This is a genomic window from Pseudoalteromonas sp. MM17-2 (assembly GCF_022347945.1).
Classification (GTDB): Bacteria; Pseudomonadota; Gammaproteobacteria; order Enterobacterales; family Alteromonadaceae; genus Pseudoalteromonas; species Pseudoalteromonas ruthenica.
On the sequence record NZ_JAKRFV010000021.1, the window covers coordinates 61,337 to 79,024 of the forward strand.

At 47.9% G+C, this 17,688-nt stretch carries 18 protein-coding genes; 13 read left to right on the top strand and 5 right to left on the bottom strand.

What is annotated here, in order from left to right; all coding sequences use genetic code 11:
* Positions 1–350: 350 nt before the first annotated feature.
* The 5 genes from leuA to MHM93_RS15610 all read left to right on the top strand — a co-directional run bounded on the left by leuA (position 351) and on the right by MHM93_RS15610 (position 5,682).
* Positions 351–1,901 (top strand): 2-isopropylmalate synthase, encoded by a 1,551-nt coding sequence (leuA, locus tag MHM93_RS15590; RefSeq protein ID WP_239449722.1) that lies wholly within the window; start codon positions 351–353, stop codon positions 1,899–1,901.
* On the top strand, positions 1,898–2,974 hold the full coding sequence (gene leuB / locus MHM93_RS15595; RefSeq protein ID WP_022945941.1) for a 3-isopropylmalate dehydrogenase: 1,077 nt from the start codon (positions 1,898–1,900) through the stop codon (positions 2,972–2,974). Before leuA ends, leuB begins: the two co-directional genes overlap by 4 nt.
* A 20-nt stretch (positions 2,975–2,994) precedes the next feature.
* Positions 2,995–4,398 carry a 3-isopropylmalate dehydratase large subunit gene (gene leuC / locus MHM93_RS15600; protein WP_239449723.1) on the top strand — a complete coding sequence of 468 codons (1,404 nt, stop codon included), beginning with the start codon at positions 2,995–2,997 and terminating at the stop codon, positions 4,396–4,398.
* Positions 4,395–4,994: a 3-isopropylmalate dehydratase small subunit gene (gene leuD, locus MHM93_RS15605; protein ID WP_053911815.1), complete on the top strand. Its 600-nt coding sequence runs from the start codon at positions 4,395–4,397 to the stop codon at positions 4,992–4,994. The genes leuC and leuD overlap by 4 nt, the downstream gene beginning before the upstream one ends.
* Before the next feature lie 85 nt (positions 4,995–5,079).
* Complete coding sequence (locus MHM93_RS15610) at positions 5,080–5,682, top strand: hypothetical protein (RefSeq protein WP_239449724.1); 603 nt, start codon at positions 5,080–5,082, stop codon at positions 5,680–5,682.
* A gap of 10 nt (positions 5,683–5,692) precedes the next feature.
* On the opposite strand, the gene MHM93_RS15615 is transcribed toward MHM93_RS15610, so the two are convergent.
* A complete protein-coding gene (locus tag MHM93_RS15615; protein WP_052698221.1) occupies positions 5,693–6,040 on the bottom strand; it encodes a hypothetical protein in 348 nt (115 codons plus the stop codon).
* Between the two features lie 69 nt (positions 6,041–6,109).
* Between MHM93_RS15615 and MHM93_RS15620 the strand changes: the two genes are divergently transcribed.
* The 3 genes from MHM93_RS15620 to MHM93_RS15630 are packed head-to-tail and all read left to right on the top strand — an operon-like array spanning position 6,110 to position 7,706.
* Positions 6,110–6,559 carry a TerB family tellurite resistance protein gene (locus tag MHM93_RS15620; protein ID WP_239449725.1) on the top strand — a complete coding sequence of 150 codons (450 nt, stop codon included), beginning with the start codon at positions 6,110–6,112 and terminating at the stop codon, positions 6,557–6,559.
* 21 nt (positions 6,560–6,580) lie between these two features.
* Positions 6,581–7,144, top strand: coding sequence for a Crp/Fnr family transcriptional regulator (locus MHM93_RS15625; RefSeq protein WP_045979519.1), 564 nt, complete (start codon positions 6,581–6,583; stop codon positions 7,142–7,144).
* Between the two features lie 55 nt (positions 7,145–7,199).
* Complete coding sequence (locus tag MHM93_RS15630; protein ID WP_239449726.1) at positions 7,200–7,706, top strand: YgjV family protein; 507 nt, start codon at positions 7,200–7,202, stop codon at positions 7,704–7,706.
* Here the strand turns inward: MHM93_RS15630 and MHM93_RS15635 are convergent.
* A complete protein-coding gene (locus MHM93_RS15635; protein ID WP_239449727.1) occupies positions 7,690–8,259 on the bottom strand; it encodes an NAD(P)H-dependent oxidoreductase in 570 nt (189 codons plus the stop codon). The genes MHM93_RS15630 and MHM93_RS15635 overlap by 17 nt on opposite strands.
* 120 nt (positions 8,260–8,379) lie before the next feature.
* Between MHM93_RS15635 and MHM93_RS15640 the strand changes: the two genes are divergently transcribed.
* A complete protein-coding gene (locus MHM93_RS15640; RefSeq protein ID WP_239449728.1) occupies positions 8,380–9,264 on the top strand; it encodes a LysR family transcriptional regulator in 885 nt (294 codons plus the stop codon).
* Positions 9,265–9,305: 41 nt separating this feature from the next.
* Here MHM93_RS15640 and MHM93_RS15645 read toward each other — a convergent pair whose 3' ends face one another.
* Positions 9,306–10,016, bottom strand: coding sequence for a hypothetical protein (locus MHM93_RS15645; protein ID WP_239449729.1), 711 nt, complete (start codon positions 10,014–10,016; stop codon positions 9,306–9,308).
* 111 nt (positions 10,017–10,127) lie between these two features.
* On the opposite strand from MHM93_RS15645, the gene MHM93_RS15650 reads away from it, so the two are divergent.
* Positions 10,128–10,511, top strand: a complete 384-nt coding sequence (locus MHM93_RS15650; protein ID WP_022946129.1) for a hypothetical protein — start codon at positions 10,128–10,130, stop codon at positions 10,509–10,511.
* 53 nt (positions 10,512–10,564) lie between these two features.
* Here the strand turns inward: MHM93_RS15650 and MHM93_RS15655 are convergent, their stop codons facing one another.
* The gene (locus MHM93_RS15655; protein WP_239449730.1) at positions 10,565–12,187 is read right to left on the bottom strand and encodes an endonuclease; all 1,623 of its coding nucleotides are present in this window, start codon (positions 12,185–12,187) and stop codon (positions 10,565–10,567) included.
* A gap of 295 nt (positions 12,188–12,482) precedes the next feature.
* On the opposite strand from MHM93_RS15655, the gene MHM93_RS15660 reads away from it, so the two are divergent.
* From MHM93_RS15660 to MHM93_RS15670, 3 genes are read left to right on the top strand one after another with little or no spacing between them, the layout of a single operon-like run.
* A complete protein-coding gene (locus MHM93_RS15660; protein WP_239449731.1) occupies positions 12,483–14,294 on the top strand; it encodes an assimilatory sulfite reductase (NADPH) flavoprotein subunit in 1,812 nt (603 codons plus the stop codon).
* Between the two features lie 36 nt (positions 14,295–14,330).
* The gene (gene cysI, locus MHM93_RS15665; protein ID WP_022946132.1) at positions 14,331–16,049 is read left to right on the top strand and encodes an assimilatory sulfite reductase (NADPH) hemoprotein subunit; all 1,719 of its coding nucleotides are present in this window, start codon (positions 14,331–14,333) and stop codon (positions 16,047–16,049) included.
* A 26-nt stretch (positions 16,050–16,075) separates the two neighbouring features.
* Entirely contained in the window at positions 16,076–16,816 is a 741-nt protein-coding gene (locus MHM93_RS15670) for a phosphoadenylyl-sulfate reductase (protein ID WP_045979512.1), read from the top strand.
* A 26-nt stretch (positions 16,817–16,842) separates the two neighbouring features.
* Here MHM93_RS15670 and MHM93_RS15675 read toward each other — a convergent pair whose 3' ends face one another.
* Positions 16,843–17,301, bottom strand: a complete 459-nt coding sequence (locus MHM93_RS15675) for an RNA-binding protein (protein WP_239449732.1) — start codon at positions 17,299–17,301, stop codon at positions 16,843–16,845.
* Positions 17,302–17,688 lie beyond the last annotated feature (387 nt).

The following is a 17,688-nucleotide window of genomic DNA, read 5'->3' on the forward strand; positions in this document are numbered from 1 at the left end:
TCTGTTTTTTGAGCGCCTTCTTTGTCCTCTCAGTATCTAATTGGCTATTTTAATTCGCTTCATCTCTGGTTATTGAATTATGATTCCTTTATTTGCGGGTTTGTGCAGCGAATTTTGGAATTTTTATGCTTGCCCCGCTGTTCTCTTAGTGTTAAAAAATAGCCATCTTACTAACAGCGATGCTCAATTATGCGCACCAATCAATTCATTACATTGCTCCTAAACCTGCTACTCCTTGTGAGCTTTAGCGGGGCGTGATGTATTGATTGTTAGTAATACGAAACGAACACAACCCCGCCCTCCCGAGCGGGGTTTTTTATTTCTGGCGGTAATCTTTTAGAGGACTGAGTATGCAAGACAAGGTATGGATATTTGACACCACCCTTCGCGATGGTGAGCAAGCATTGAAAGCAAGTTTGACGGAAGACGACAAACTGCAACTGGCTCATGCAATCAGTCGTCTTAACGTGGATGTGATGGAAGTTGGTTTCCCGGTGTCCAGCCCTGCTGATTTCCGTGCTGTCCAGCGTATTGCTAATGAGGTGCAAGGGCCCATTATTTGTGGCTTAGCACGAGCAGTGAGCAAAGACATTGAAGCATGCGGGGAGGCGCTTAAAGGCGCGCAGCGGGCCCGTATACATACCTTCATCGCCACCAGTCCACTGCATCTAGAACATAAGTTACGTATGACGCTCGCTGAGGCCACCGACATGGCGGTACAAGCTATTAGCCAAGCCCGTCAATACACAGATGACGTTGAGTTTTCCTGCGAAGATGCCGGGCGCACACCCCATGATGATTTATGTTATGTCGTTGAGCGCGCCATTGCCGCTGGCGCCAGCACTATTAATCTGCCTGACACGGTCGGCTATGTTACTCCAGATGAATACGCGGCCATGATCCGTTATCTCAAAACGCATGTCAGCAATATTGATCAAGCACGCTTAAGCGTGCATTGCCATAATGATTTAGGCTTAGCGGTAGCCAACTCTATTGCCGCAGTGCAAGCGGGAGCACGACAAATCGAATGCACCATTAATGGCATTGGTGAGCGCGCTGGAAATTGCTCGTTAGAGGAAGTGGCGATGATCATGAAAATACGCCAAGACCATTTGCAAGTGCACAGCGATATTCGCAGTGAAGAGATATATCGGGCGTCGCGTCAGGTCGCTAAGATCTGCAATATGCCAGTGCAGCCGAACAAGGCCATTGTCGGCGAAAATGCCTTTGCCCACAGCTCAGGTATTCACCAAGACGGTGTACTCAAGGCGCAGAATACTTATGAAATCATGTCGCCAGAGAGTGTTGGAGTGCCCAATAATCAACTGAATATGACCTCGCGATCGGGCCGTCATGTTATTGAACATCGCTTGAGTGAACTAGGTTATCAAGGCGATGACTACGATATGGATAGCTTATACGCCAGCTTTTTGGAGCTAGCCGATCAAAAAGGCACGGTATACGACTACGACCTTGAAGCCATTATTTATTTCAATCAAATCACCGATAAAGACGATTATTACCAGTTGCAGTTTGTTAATTCAGCGTCGAACTCACAGTCAGTCGCCAGTTCGACCATCGGCTTGAGCATCGCCGGTGAACAGCGTCAAGAAGCGGCCACGGGCAACGGCCCGGTAGAAGCGTCTTTTGCTGCCATAGCCCGACTAACCGGCATGGCGGTGGAGGTGATTGAATACAACTTAGATGCCACCGGGCAAGGAGCTAGCTCCTTGGGTCAGGTTGACATTATTGCCCAATATCAGGGGCGTACTTACCACGGCGCGGGGCTTGCCGCCGACATCGTCGAAGCGTCGGTACGTGCCATGATCCGCGTTTACAACATTATTCATCGAGCACAGCAAGTGTCGAGCTTAAAGCAGCAACAAAGGAAAGCAGGATGAGTCAAAACAGTTACAGTATCGCCGTATTACCCGGCGATGGCATTGGTCCAGAAGTGATGGCCGCAGCAGAAATGGTACTAGCGGCATGCAGTCGCGAATTTGGCTTTAGCCTTAACCTGCATCATCACGCCGTTGGCGGCGGCGCCATTGATGAGTTCGGTGTTGCGCTGCCGGAGCAAACGCTGGCGGCATGTGAAACCGCTGACGCGATACTGTTTGGTGCCGTAGGGGGACCAAAATGGGAAAACCTCCCCCCGGAGCAACAGCCGGAGCGGGCGTCATTATTGCCGCTACGCAAGCACTTCGGGTTATTTTGTAATTTACGCCCGGCGCAATTATTGCCTGCGCTGAGCACCTCCTCTCCGCTGCGCCAAGATATTAGCGCTCACGGCTTCGATATACTCTGTGTACGCGAGTTAACAGGGGGGATTTATTTCGGAGAGAAAGGACGCAGTGGTGAAGGGCAGCATGAAGCTGCGTTTGATACGCAAACCTATGCTCGTAGTGAAATTGAGCGCATTGCTCGGTTTGCTTTTGAAGCGGCGCGGTTGCGCCATAATCATGTTACCTCGGTGGATAAGGCCAATGTCTTGGCCACCAGTGTGTTGTGGCGAGAGGTAGTGAATGACGTAAGTAAAGACTACCCGGATGTCACGCTCGATCATATCTACATTGATAATGCCGCGATGCAGCTCGTGAAGCAGCCGAGCCAGTTTGACGTGCTGCTGTGTGACAACTTGTTTGGCGATATTTTGTCCGATGAGTGCGCCATGATCACCGGCTCTATGGGGTTGTTGCCCTCGGCTAGTCTTAATCAATCCGGCTTCGGTTTATATGAACCTGCTGGCGGCTCGGCACCAGATATTGCCGGTAAAGGGGTCGCTAATCCCATTGCGCAAATACTCAGTGCGGCATTGATGTTGCGCTACTCATTAGCGCAAGACGAGGCAGCACGGCGTATTGAGAAAGCCGTAGCCGAAGCCGTAGCTGCAGGGGTTGGTACGCCAGATATCTTTCCCGATGCAGGCTATACCACGCGCGATGTAGCGGCAGCCATCGTCGAGCGCATTTAACTAGTAAAAGGATGTAGCAAGTGGCATACACGTTATACGATAAAATTTGGCAGGCTCATTGCGTCGCCAGCCTAAATGAACAAACCGACTTACTGTACATAGACCGTCATCTTGTGCATGAGGTCACCTCACCCCAAGCCTTTGCCGGATTGCGCGAGAAAAATCGCACCGTACGTTGTCCAGAAAAAACCTTCGCAACCATGGATCACAACGTCTCGACCAAATCTCGCTCTTTGGATGCTGCAAGTACTGTCTCGCGTAACCAGTTACTGGCATTGCAGGCGAATTGTGATGAATTCGGTATTAGATTGTACGACCTCAACTCCATTAATCAGGGCATTGTGCATGTGATGGGTCCCGAGCAGGGGATCACGCTGCCCGGGACCACCATTGTCTGTGGTGATAGCCATACCTCCACGCATGGTGCGTTTGGGGCATTGGCTCACGGTATTGGCACGTCCGAGGTTGAGCACGTGCTTGCCACCCAGACATTGCAGCAAAAAAAGGCGAAGTCGTTAAAAATTCACGTTCATGGCAAGCTGCGAAGCACGGCAACAGCGAAAGACTTAATTATGGCTATAATCGGCCAGTTAGGAACGGCGGGCGGCACCGGTTATGTTGCCGAGTTCTGTGGCGAGGCAATTAGCGCTTTGTCGATGGAATCGCGTATGACGCTGTGCAATATGAGCATTGAAATGGGGGCCAAAGCAGGACTTATTGCCCCCGATGAAACCACCTATGAGTATATTAAAGGGCGGCCTTTTGCCCCGCAAGGTGAAGACTTTGACAAGGCCGTTGCCTATTGGCGCACATTGCACTCGGATGCTGACGCGCACTTCGATAAGATCATCGACATTGATGCTCAGCAGGTGCAGCCACAAGTCACCTGGGGTACCAGTCCAGAGCAAGTGCTGGGCGTGGATGAGGTTATTCCCGATCCGGATAAAGAGGCGGATTTGATAAAGGCTGATGCTATTCGCAGTGCCTTAAAGTATATGGATTTGCGACCTGGGCAAAAGATCAGTGATATCTGTGTCGATACGGTGTTTATTGGCTCATGCACCAACAGCCGCATTGAGGACTTGCGCGCGGCCGCTGCGGTGGTCGCCGGTCAGCAGGTAGCCAAAGACATAGAAGCGTTAATTGTGCCCGGCTCAGGACTGGTAAAACAGCAGGCTGAGGAAGAAGGCTTGGCGGATATTTTTAAAGCCGCAGGCTTTGAATGGCGAGAACCTGGATGTTCCATGTGTTTAGCTATGAATGATGACCGACTCGCTCCGGGCAAGCGTTGTGCGTCGACCTCCAACCGTAATTTTGAAGGACGCCAAGGGCGCGGCGGGCGCACCCACTTGGTGAGTCCGGCGATGGCCGCTGCGGCCGCAATAACTGGGCGCTTTACTGATATTCAAGGAGAGGCACAATGAGTTGTTTTCATCAGGGGCTAGTGGCCCCGTTGGATAAGAATAATGTCGACACCGACCAGATTATCCCCAAGCAATTTTTAACCTCCACCAGTCGAGATGGGTTTGATAAAGCGCTGTTTTACGATTGGCGTTACCTTGGCGATGGCCAACCCGATCCAGAGTTTGTGCTTAATTACCCGCAATACCAAGGGGCTAGTATTCTTCTTAGCCGTGATAATTTTGGTTGTGGTTCATCACGGGAGCACGCACCCTGGGCACTGAAGCAATATGGGTTTTCGGTGATCATTGCCGAGAGCTTTGCTGATATCTTCTTTAATAACTGTGCTAATAACCAAATGTTGACCATCGCCTTGGCGAGCGCGCAGCTGGATGCCTTATTTGCACTGTGTGAGTCTGAGCAAGCACTGCATATTGAGGTGGACTTGGCGAATCAGCAACTGCGCAGCTCGCGCTTTGCGCCGATTACTTTCTCGGTGCGGGCAGACGTTAAAGAGCGGTTGTTAAGTGGCCTGGATTTTATCGGTGTGACTGAGCAATATAATGCCCAAATTGAAGCCTTTGAGCAGCAGCTAAAGGCGCAGCGCCCCTGGCAGTGAATGGCCGCTAGTACTTCAACGTAAAAAGTAGGAAAGCAACAGTGAAAGCGCTATATTGGCGCTTTTATTTTACTTGGAACTCAGCATGAAATTAGCGATTACGTGTGCGGCGTTATCTGTGATAGGCGCTGTTGCCACTGGTGCGCAAGCGCGCCCTGCGCCTTTGGTCTCAATCCCTTCCCACGATGCATTTTTTAATAATATCAAAGCGCATTGTGGTAAAGCGTATCAAGGAAAGGTGACGGTTGATAACGCTGGACCAAGTAGCTTCAGCGAAGCAAAGCTGGTCATGCACGTGCGCCGTTGTACAGAGCGCGAGATACAAGTGCCGTTTCATGTCGGTGATGATGCCTCGCGCACCTGGATTATTACTAAAACGGGCAGTGGTTTAAGCTTAAAGCATGACCATCGCCATAAGGATGGCAGCGATGACGTCTCGACTATGTACGGCGGTCATACCTTGGATGCCGGTTATGCTACCATGCAGTCATTCCCGGCCGATCAGTACTCTAAAGAGTTATTTGTACAGCAAGGGATCCCGCAATCAGTGGGTAATACTTGGCAAATGTATATTTACCCAGAGCAATTTACTTATCGGCTAGTGCGCCAGGGACGAGAGTTTCGCGTTGATTTTGATTTGACCCAGCCCATTACCCCGCCAAAAGCCCCTTGGGGATATACAGACTAATTGCGCAGGGCTACTCACAAATGAGCTCAGCAACCAAGTTGGGCTCATAACCTCGCGGGTGAGTAGGGAAGCGTTCATAGTCTTGCACACCTTGGGTAATGCGCAAAGAGAAGGTGGAATCGTTACACAACTGAGCACTGTGACGTAATAAAAACACACTCTGGTTGGTGAACTGTTGGTAGCCATCCTCAACCACTTCCAGACGATAGCGCTTTTTACTTAACCTAGTTTGGTAGTAATGCACTTTATTATCAAAGTCATAGAACTTTTCTTGCTCACCAATAGGCGCAGGAGTGTAGCTACATCCCCAGTTCATTGCGACCATGAAAAGCAGAAATGCATAGCGATATGACGACATAAACAACCCTTGTTGTGTGTACTGGGAGTATCCTTTACAGTGAGTGTAACACCAAGCGGGAGGCGTGCCATGCTCAATAATTTAAAACGGTTCTTTAATTCTTTACAGTCACAGCCACAGCAAGATGACTCGCCTGATTTTAAAACCTCAGTCGCAGCGCTACTGGTTGAGGTGATGCGTGCCGATAGCGAACTTCAAGAACATGAGCGCAAAGCCATGGTCGTGCTGTTACAGAAATACTTTGATTTAGGCGAGGAAGAAGTAAACAACTTAATCACAGCGGCCAGTCAAGACCTTGATGAAGCCATCGATTACTTCCGTTTTTCTAAGCAGATAAATGACAATACCAATGCACAGGAGCGTATTGAGATTATCGAGTTGTTATGGCGATTGGCCTATGCAGATGGTCAATTAGATAAGCATGAAGAGCATGTTATTCGTCGTGTAGCGGATTTACTCTATGTAACTCATAATGATTTTATTCAAGCAAAGTTGGCAGCGACAAATGTGCAAAGTTAACCAGTTGCAGAGGCTTGTGTCTTGGCTTATCAGCAATTAGGGCAGGCCAGTCAAGTTGTGAGTGAGCAACTGCAACAGTTACTCGCTCACAGTAATGCTATCAAAAGCTTAGAGATGAACACTCATGATGTATTGCTCGAACAGCAACAACAACAAAATTATGCATACTTTGTACAATCCGGGGTGTTAGTTGCCGCGTATCTCGATGAGCAAGGACAACAACATTATAAAGAGTTCTATTTTCAGGGTGAATTGGCCTTTATGTATAGTGCCTGGATCACTCAACAGCCTGCAAACTACAGCTTAGAGGTACTCAAACCCAGCCGCTTGTTGCGTGTGCCCCTGGCAGAGCTGGCACAGCCTCGGTGGCACTCATTAACTATGGCTTTGCTACAGCAACAAGTATTATTTAAAGAGTCTAAAGAAGCCTTCCTGTTGCTGCAAAGTCCACAGCAGCGTTACCAGTTTTTATTAACCCACCGACCACACTGGTTGGCGCAATTATCGCTTACGCAAGTGGCCAAATATTTAGGGATTAGTGCCGTGAGTCTGTCGCGGATACGCGCTCGTTTAGGATTGAATTAACAAAGGTTAAGGCGGCCCCAACCTATACTCGGCATACTCCGGCAGTGGAGGGAGTATGGATTGGTTTTGGTTATCTCAGCTACTGGTTGCTATCGCTATTGTCTGCGATTTAGTATCGTTTCAATTACCACAAAGGCGTAGTGTCCTAATATGCCTGGTGCTATCTACGGCTCTGACCAGTGGCCATTATGTTTTATTAACTCAGTACAGCGGCGCCATCCTGATGCTGCTGGCGTCTTTGCGCTTTGCGCTCAGTATTCATTATCAACAGCGGCGGCTAATGGTGATATTTATAGCTCTGTCGATACTGACAACTTTATTTGTATGGCAGTCGCCTATTTCGCTGTGGGCTTTGGCGGGAAGTTGTATACAAACCTGCGCTGCATTTCAGCGCCGGCAATTGACGATGCGTTTACTGATGCTCTTGGGTAGTGGTTGTTGGCTAGCGTATGGCGTTGCTGCAGGCTCCCCTGTGGCTGCGTTACTTGAGGGCTTGTTTGTAAGCAGCAACGTCATTGCGTTATATCGATATCGCCGGCAGCTTTTTAGCTTTTCAACTTAGACGTTACGTCGATAAGTTGTGACGTAAGCCCGGCTATTTTCTCGCTGGTGGCGCTGTCGGTCAGCTCTCCTTGGTCGTTGACAAAGCCGTGGATACCAGCAATAGCGAGTTGGTCACCAAGCACTAATGCGCCAATGCCACTGAGGATGTCACGCACGTGATTTAAGCCGCGTAGGCCACCTAGTCCGCCAGGAGACGCTGCGAATAACGCTACCACCTTGTTACGGAATGCGGGCGTTGCACCGGCTTCAGTACGTGATGCCCAGTCGATGGCGTTTTTTAATACCGCTGTGATTGAGCCATTGTATTCCGGGCTGGCAAGTAAAATAGCATCCGCTGAACGCAATTTATCTTTTAGTTGTTGCGCACTGCTTGGTACACCTTGTGCTTCAATGTCTTCATCAAACATGGGCAAGTTTAACTCCGCCAAAGAAATTACTTCGACTTCGCTGCCCTGCTGTTGCGCCAATTGTGCGGCATGATCGATCACTGCCTGATTGAAACTATTTTTACGAAGGCTGCCTGCGAGGGCGATAATTTTTGCTGTTGCCATAGTGAATATCCTAATGCTGTCAGTTGGTCTGTGTTAGTACGTACTTTAGCCAAAATCAGACTTGCAAAAAAGCGCAAAAAACGCAAAGCTTATGTGCGTATATACACAGAGAATGCAACCATGGCGATAGAATTTAACGACTGGCAGGATATCAAAGTAGCATTTGAAGTTGCCAGAAGAGGGACTCTTACCTCAGCGGCCGAAGCCTTAGGTGTGCACCATAGCACAGTGCTAAGACGCATTAATCATCTCGAGCAAAGTTTAAATGCGCGGTTGTTTCACCGTCATGCTCGAGGTTACTCAATGACAGAAACCGGTGCCAAACTGTTTGCAAGTGCAGAGCAAATCAACGAGCAGTTAGAGTTATTACACAACGATATTATGGCTGCAGACACGACTTTGTCTGGCTCGTTACTGCTAACAACAGTAAGCGGCTTTATCGATGTGTTGGCGCCGGTATGTGAGCAGTTTCAAACACTGCACCCCCAGGTGCAATTAGAAGTGCTGTTGGATCAAAAGCGCTTGCGCCTCGATCATGGCCAAGCACACATTGCTGTGCGTGCTGGTCCGCGCCCAGATGAGGGCGATTATATTGCCCAACACCTCAGTACTATCGAGGCAGGGTTGTACGCTCATGAACGTTATTTGGCTCGCACCGGTGAACCACAGTCTATGGCCCAGCTGCAACAGCATCATTTCATATCTGGTGTGGCCGGGTTCAATAGTCGAGTCCCTTATTTTGCTTGGGTGGATGAGCATATACCGGGTGAGCAGATCACCTTGCGGGTGTCAGAAACGTCCGATGCCAATCGGGCGATTGCCAACGGCCTAGGGATTGGCGGGATGCAAAAAGAAGTGGCAGCTTTATACCCACAGCTAAAGCCTGTGCTTGGCAGTGAGTTAAGCTGGCACAGTGATATTTGGCTCGTCACTCACCATCAAGTGCATCGCAGTGCTAAGGTCCAAGCCTTCGCGCAATTATTGAAGCAACACTTTCGTAAATAGTAATGGCGATTGCACTCATCTTTGAGGCATCGCCTGCTTGGCTATTTAGGGCGCTTCTTCCGTCGGCGCCAAGGTGGGTTTTGCAGCAACAACATCCCCCCTGTGATAGCAAATAACACAGAGGCAGCTGCAAAGCTTATCAACAGCGGATTGTTGAAATCTTTGCGCTCTTGGTAATCCATAATGTGCAGCATCCAGAAGAAATCGAAAATGCGCCAAATAGTTGAGCGTACAGTAATGAACTGGCCACTGTACGCGTCTAAATAAAGCGTTGTTGCACACCAGTCATCGAACTCGATACGCCATACACCTTGACGGTAACCGACCTCCTGTGGCCCAGTGATGAGGCGCTCTGCGAGGCTAATCTTACCCTTGCCAAGATAATGGTTATAGGCAATACGCTCAGCCTGCTCTTGGTTAAGAGCCGCAGATAGCTGACCCGTTTGGGCGTGAAAAACATGCTTCTGCTTGCCCTCTGCCGCGATAATGATTGGTTGATTGAGGCGGTGAGTAAATTGTAGCTGCCTCAGTGAGGGCATCTGCATGCGAATGTTATCCAAGGAGGCGGTATAGTCGCTACTGGAAAAGGGGTTCTCTAGCGTGCGCTTTGCCAAATGATTACCATGTACCTTGTCGAGCGGTAGTGCGCTCATCACAAGGCCACCCATGAGCCAAGCAAATAATTGCAACACAAGTACGTATCCAGCCCATTTGTGTAATGTTCGGCTGTGCTTGAAAAGACGTTTATTCATATTGTTGTTGTCTTTGTGGCAGGTGTAACTCAGTTTACGCTCTTGTTATTGGCGGTCAATGTGACACAATGACGCAGTTAATAACTAGTGCGTGGATAATAGGAACGGTGCATGGCAGATATTCAATTTCTTAATGTGGATCTTGAGCTGGAGTCACAACATGATATTAGCGCGCTAGTCGCTGATTTAGACAAAAGCGCCATTGTTTTGCACTACGACAAAGACGAAACACGCCAGCTCGCGCGTATTGAGGCCAACGTCGATAGCCCGAGCCCAGATAAAGCCATCAATGAATTGTGCGAGCTGATTGAGTCATGTTCTAAAGCCGGACTTAAACAATGGCTGAGCTGCTCGCGTCGTACGTTTGATTTGGGCTTTAGTTCTGGTCACTCGCCTAAATGTTTTAATGAAGCCATTAGCGCCGATACTTTACTTCGTATTTCTGCTATTGGTGCAGGTATTGAGATTACGCTGTACGGCTTAGAACAAGATTAAAGTTATTTAAATTGTATAAAGGCGCCAATTGGCGCCTTTTTAGTTGTGAACGACTATTGCCAAATCAGGGCTGCAAACTCGGGATGATCGATATAAGGGTTACGATTGCCTTGATGGTTGTAAGCGCCGTTATTGCGGTCTATTTCTGCTTGAGAGACTGGGTCTTGCTGATGCCACTGTAATAACATCGTCAGTGCCCATGAGCTGAATACTTTATTGCTGCTGCCATCAAGCACGGCACTGCCATAAGTCGAATTGTTCTTCCAGCCGGCAATACGGTCTTGATAGCGTGTTGCCATGTAAAAGTGGGCACGTGCAAAGTCACCCTTGAATTCATCAATTGGCTCAAACACCGTGCCACTGTAACCTAAGCCACTGCGCGCGGCGCCTAATTTTGAACCATTGCTGGAAGTGTAGCTAGCACTGCCGACTTCGCCAAAAGGATAACTTCCACGTTTGGCATTTACATAGCCGTCAGATGCGAAAATATGGTGCACGTCTGAGTTCATAGGCTCAACCTTGCCGCCGAACCAGCTCTTTGGAAAGCTATGCTCGCGGTTGTAGCAATCACCCTCTCGACTGTAGCTACCACATTGGTCGTTGATGCTAATGAAGTTGTATGAGTCAGTGCTTGAAGGACGCTCTGAGTAGCGATCGAGAATACTGTTGTCATTCTCATAGTAGCTGTCTCGAGCGTACTGATCATAGAAACCCCAAATGGCACCATAACCCTGATTGGCATGGTTACTGATGAGGTTATGTAGTTCGGTTTTTAAGGTATATCCGCTTAACCCTGAAGCTGAGCTATAGTATCCGTCGACTGGAGGGGGATCCACTGGGTCGCTGTCGCCAAGGGTAAACGATGTGGCTTGCGAATAGGTGAATTGCCCGCCACTGGCTAGCACGGTGCTGCCATTGCTTAATTCGTAAGAGCCAGAGCCTTGTCCACAACACATCCCATCGCCATAGCTATCATAAATGGTGAAGGTATAGTCACCATCGGCCAAGCACATGTCTTCACTGTATTCTTGGTTAGATTGGTAGCCACTGCCATTAGCGACGTTGCCCCCTTGTTGGCTCAGCTCCCAGCTCGTTTCACTGCCATAGTTATCGGTGTGCAGAGTTAAGGTGACAGTGTGCTCACTGCAAGAGCCTGTTGGTGGTTCACTGTGGCCGTTGCTCGGAGTAAATTCGTCGATATAAACCACTTCACTGCCATCAAAGCCACTGACATCATAAAAGCGTAAGCCAACTTCTATCTGACCACTGCTAGTAGCAGTATAGGTATAGCTTAATTGTTGCCATTGATTTATTTGGGCTGGATTAGAGTAGTTTTGATAGCCATCAACGTACAGCCGTGCACGCACGTTGCCTTCGGTATGTTTAACCCAAACGGCAAATTGATATTGCTGACCGGCACTTACGTCAATGCTTTGTCGTAGATCCGTACTGCTTTGTGAGCCAGTGGTTACGCGCACCTTCGCGCCATAGCTGCCAGCATATATATTGGCAGATTCTTGACTCACTTCAATACCAGTATCGATCGTGCTCCACCCGGAAGGAACATTCGCGTTCCAAGCCTCAAACTCACCATTGTCCAATACCTGAGCTTGAGCAGCGAAACTAGCCGTTGACAGTAGCGTGAGCGCCACGATGTTGTGTGAAAAATTTCTCATTGTTATACCTGTTGATTCTTTTGGTTATAAATTGTGCCGAAGGAGTATTACCCCAAAGTGACACAGGGTAACTATAGTCGTTGAACCGTTAAATTGTTTTTGTTGGATAAATTCTAATTTCATAACCAAATGGAATAACAAAGCAGATTCTATTCTTTTTTCCAAGCGTCGCTCATAGGTATGCTTCACGCTAACAAAAACCCAAAAAAGTGACTTGGGTTGCCAACGTAGTACGAATTTAATCAGCCACCGCAAACTTAAATGGTGGCGTTTTTCATGGGTCAGAGGAATTAAAATGTTGTTAAACCAGCTGCATGCGGCTGCAAGCCCGCTTACACCTGAACAGGTGCAGAAGCTCCAAGGTTTGGTGGCTGAACTTAATCCAATTCAGCAGGCGTGGGTCAGTGGTTATCTCGCTGCCAATGCAAATACTGCAGCCTTGGCTGGTGGAGCTGTGAGTGCGCCCGCTGCCACTGAGGCTGCTGCTTTAACGATCCTTTACGGGTCGCAAACGGGTAACGCGAAAGCGGTGGCCACACAACTTAAAGAGCAAGCCCAAAGCAGAGGGTTAGCCGCGAAACTAGTTAGTATGGCGGACTACAAGCCTACAGCATTAAAGAAAGAAAAATTTATTAGCATCGTGGTTTCTACCTATGGTGAAGGCGAGCCGCCAGAAGATGCTGAGGCCTTACATGAATTTTTAACCACCAAAAAAGCGCCAAAGCTCGATGACGTTAAAATAGCGGTCCTTGGTTTAGGCGACTCAAGCTATGAGTTCTTCTGTCAAACGGCGAAAGATTTTGAAGAGCGCTTAGTTAAGCTCGGGGCGCAAAGCATTTACCAACGCGCTGATCTGGATGTTGACTATGAAGATCAAAGCGAGACCTGGATTGCTGGAGCCCTAGATGCATTTGAGCCTGAGCTGAAAGCGCAACAAGGCGGCGAGGCAAATGTGGTGAGCATGCCATTTGGCGCAGCGAGTCCAGCGGCAAGTCAGTACAACAAGAAAAACCCCTTTGCAGCTGAACTACTGACGGTGCAGAAAATTACCGGCCGTGACTCGACTAAAGATGTTCGTCATATTGAGATTTCACTGGAGGGGTCAGATATCACCTACACTCCAGGTGATTCATTAGGTGTGTACTTCTTAAATGAGCAAAGCAAGGTCGACAAGGTATTGTCACTCTTGCAGCTGGATGGTGCTACGCAAATAACGCTCGGTGATGAGAGTCTCAGCCTACGTGATGCGTTAATAGAGAAGTTAGAACTCACTCAGTCTTACCCAGGGTTTGTGGAAAAGTACGCCTTAGCTACTAACACACCAGAGCTATTAGCCCTTATCGAAGATAAAGCGGCGATGCGTGAATACATTGAAGCGCGACAAACGTTTGATGTGATTTTCCAGCATCCGGCACAAATTGGTGCTCAAGAGTTGGTTGATTGCTTGCGCAAGGTGCAGCCGCGTTTGTATTCCATTGCCTCGAGCCAAAGCGAGGTTGAGGACGAAGTACACCTTACCGTTGGTGTCGTTGAGTTTGACGCCTTTGGTGAGAACCACCTAGGCGGCTGTTCAGGTTATTTATGTCGTGTTGCAGAAGAAGGCAGTGAAGTTCGCGTATTCACTGAGCACAATGATAACTTCCGTTTGCCTAGCGACGACAATACGCCAGTCATTATGATTGGCCCAGGAACCGGCATTGCGCCATTTAGAGCGTTTTTACAAGAGCGTGAAGCCCGTGACGCACAGGGCAAAAACTGGCTCTTCTTTGGTAACCCACACTTTACTCAAGACTTTCTGTATCAAACCGAAATTCAGGGTTATTTAAAATCGGGTTTACTCACTAACATTGATGTTGCCTGGAGTCGCGATCAGGCTGAAAAAGTGTATGTTCAAGATCGTCTGCGTGAGCAAGGTGAACAACTCTTCGCATGGCTAGAGCAAGGAGCTCACCTGTATGTGTGTGGTGATGCGAACCGTATGGCCAAAGATGTTCATCAAGCTTTAATTGATGTCGTGAAAACTCATGGCAACAAAAACGACGAAAGTGCTGAGCAGTACATTAAAGATTTACGCAGTGCCAACCGTTACCAAAAAGATGTTTATTAAGCGCACTCCGTCAGCGCAAATAATGTAGGAATTGATATGAGCGACTACAAGCCAAATAGCAAGCATGACCCCGAGGCGAAGTTTGCTGACAACGAGCGTCTTAAAACGCAAAGTAACTTTTTGCGTGGCACCATTGAAACTGATCTTAAGGATCAGATCACTGGTGGTTTTAACGCTGATAACTTCCAGTTGATCCGTTTTCACGGTATGTATCAGCAGGATGATCGCGATATTCGCCCAGAGCGGGCAAAACAAAAGCTAGAGCCATTACACAACGTGATGCTACGGGCGCGGATGCCAGGCGGTATTATCAAGCCACAACAGTGGTTGGCCATCGACAAATTTGCTGATGAAAAAACCATGTACGGCAGTATCCGTTTGACGACGCGGCAGACCTTCCAGTTTCACGGCGTGCTCAAACCTAACATCAAAGATATGCACCAGATGCTCAACAGTGTCGGTATCGATTCTATCGCTACTGCGGGTGATGTGAACCGTAATGTGTTGTGTACCACAAACCCAGTAGAGTCTGAGCTACATCAAGAGGCTTATCAGTGGGCTGCGAAGATTTCTGAGCATTTGTTGCCGAAGACCCGAGCATACGCGGAAATTTGGCTTAATGGTGAAAAGTCAGAGAGTACAGATGAAGAGCCTATTTTGGGGTCTACTTATCTGCCGCGTAAGTTTAAGACGACGGTCACTATTCCACCGAATAATGAAGTGGATGTACATGCCAATGATTTGAACTTTGTAGCGATTGCTGAAAATGGCAAGCTCATTGGTTTCAACGTACTTGTGGGCGGTGGCTTAGCCATGACTCATGGTGACGTGAATACCTATCCGCGTAAAGCAGACGACTTCGGCTTTGTGCCTTTAGAACACACCTTAGCGATTGCAGAGCATGTGGTATCAGTACAGCGTGACTGGGGTAACCGCGTAAATCGTAAAAACGCGAAAACGAAATACACCTTAGACACCTTTGGTAGCGATGCCTTTAAAGCGGAAGTTGAAAAGCGCGCTGGCGTCAAGTTTGAACCAAGTCGTGACTATGAGTTTACTCATCGTGGTGACCGTTTTGGTTGGGTTGAGGGCATCGATGGTAAACACCATCTTACTTTGTTTATTCAAAATGGCCGTATCCTAGATTTTCCAGGTAAGCCTTTAAAAACAGGATGCCGAAAAATTGCTGAAATCCACCAAGGTGATTTCCGCATGACTGCAAACCAGAACCTTATCATTGCCGGTGTGCCTGCACAGCAAAAGGCCACAATAGAACAGCTGGCGCGCGAGCATGGCCTGATAGACGACGGCGATAGTGAGCAGCGCAAAGCGTCTATGGCCTGTGTGTCATTGCCTACATGTCCGTTGGCGATGGCAGAAGCTGAACGTTATTTACCGAGTTTAATCGAAAAAACGGAAGCCTTACTAGCCAAGCACAATGTTGCCGATGAGCACATTATTTTGCGCGTGGTTGGTTGCCCCAATGGTTGTGGTCGAGCCATGCTCGCCGAGGCTGGTTTAGTGGGTAAAGGGCCGGGTAAGTATAACTTCTATCTCGGGGGCAACCGAGAAGGAACTCGTATTCCTAAGTTGTATCTCGAAAATGTCGGCGAAGAGACTTACTTAGAAGCCCTAGACGAGCTAATCGGTCGTTGGGCCAATGAACGCGAGCAAGACGAAGGGTTTGGTGATTTTGTTATTCGCCAAGGCATCGTTACTGAAGTCAAAGTATCAAAGACAGATTTCCACGCATAACTTAAGTGCGGGAATGAGGACAAGTCATGAGTGATTTTAAGCACATTTTAACGCTTGAAAAAGAGCAGCAACAAAGCTTGCTAACCGATATAAACGGAATACTTGCGGACAAAACCCCAGAGCAACGTGTTGCATGGGCGCTGGATAACTTGCCAAGCACACCCATGCTGTCCTCCAGCTTTGGTATTCAAGCGGCGGTGATGCTGCATATGCTAACGGCGCAAAAGCATGACATTCCCGTAGTGCTGACTGATACAGGGTACTTATTTCCAGAAACCTACCAGTTTATAGAGCAGATGACTGAGCGCTTACAGCTTAATCTAAAAGTCTATAAAGCAGCTATCAGTCCCGCATGGCAAGAAGCTAAGTATGGTAAGTTGTGGGAGCAGGGAGAGGCTGGCATTAAGCTTTATAACCAAATCAACAAAGTTGAGCCCATGACCAGAGCATTGAACGAGCTGGAAGTAGGTACGTGGTTCAGTGGCTTACGTCGTCAGCAGTCTAGCACTCGCCAGGACAAAAATGTGGTTGAAATTAGTCGCGGTACGGTCAAGGTTTATCCTATATTGGAGTGGACGAACCGTGATGTATACCAGTATCTAACTAAACATGATCTGCCGTATCACCCTTTGTGGGAGCAAGGCTATGTTTCGATGGGGGATGTGCATACTACTCGTAAACTCGAGCCGGGTATGAGCGAAGAGGAAACGCGCTTCTTTGGCCTTAATCGAGAATGTGGTTTGCATATAGATGGTGATGGAATATAAAAAAAGAGGGCTTAAGCCCTCTTTTTTTATGCGTTGCCTTCTTGCTTTTGCTTCGCTTCTCTAACTTTCAGAGTCCGTTCTTGGTACTCATTGTCATTCAGTTTATCAATTATCTTATCCGCATCTTTCAATGCGACTTCGACAAAACCAAAACCTCGACGCTTGCCTGTGTGTTTATCTTTGAGTAATCGAACACTGAAAACAGTGCCATGTTGCTCAAATAACTCCTTAACCATATGCTCGTTTGCACGGTAGGGTAAGTTACCAACATAGAGTGTTTTCGTATCGGTTACATCGGCATCTACCGCATCATGCTGCGGTGACTGGCTGAGGGCTAAGGGAGCGAAACCCGCCAATATAGCGCCTAGCGCAAATGTAACGGCTGGTGAAAGCTGTAGCTGAGGAACTGCAAATTGCAGTATAAGAAAGCCCAGAACAGCGATAGAAACTGAGATTATAATTGCTTTTAAATTAGGTGACGTCATTGTGATCTACCAAATATACATATAATAAACATAAAATTAACAAAATGCAGTGTGTTATCTTAACGACATTACAACACATAGCAACAAGTAAAGCGGGAAACTTCGGGTTTTATTGCTCAAGCTCAGTATAGATGTATTAAAAATGAGCAAAAAACACATTTTTGTTGCTAAATTGAGCGATCAGAAAAGATCTTTAAAAAAAGTGTTGATCTCATTTTCGATCTCCCTATAATGCGCATCCACCGACACGGCGGACTGCTTACAAACAAGCGCTTCAATGAGTCAGGTGAGTCAAATAAAACTTAGTTTAAAGTGAATTAAAAAACTTGAAATTAAGTGTTGACACAAAATCAGGAAAGCGTAGAATGCGCAGCCCTGAACGGGAGC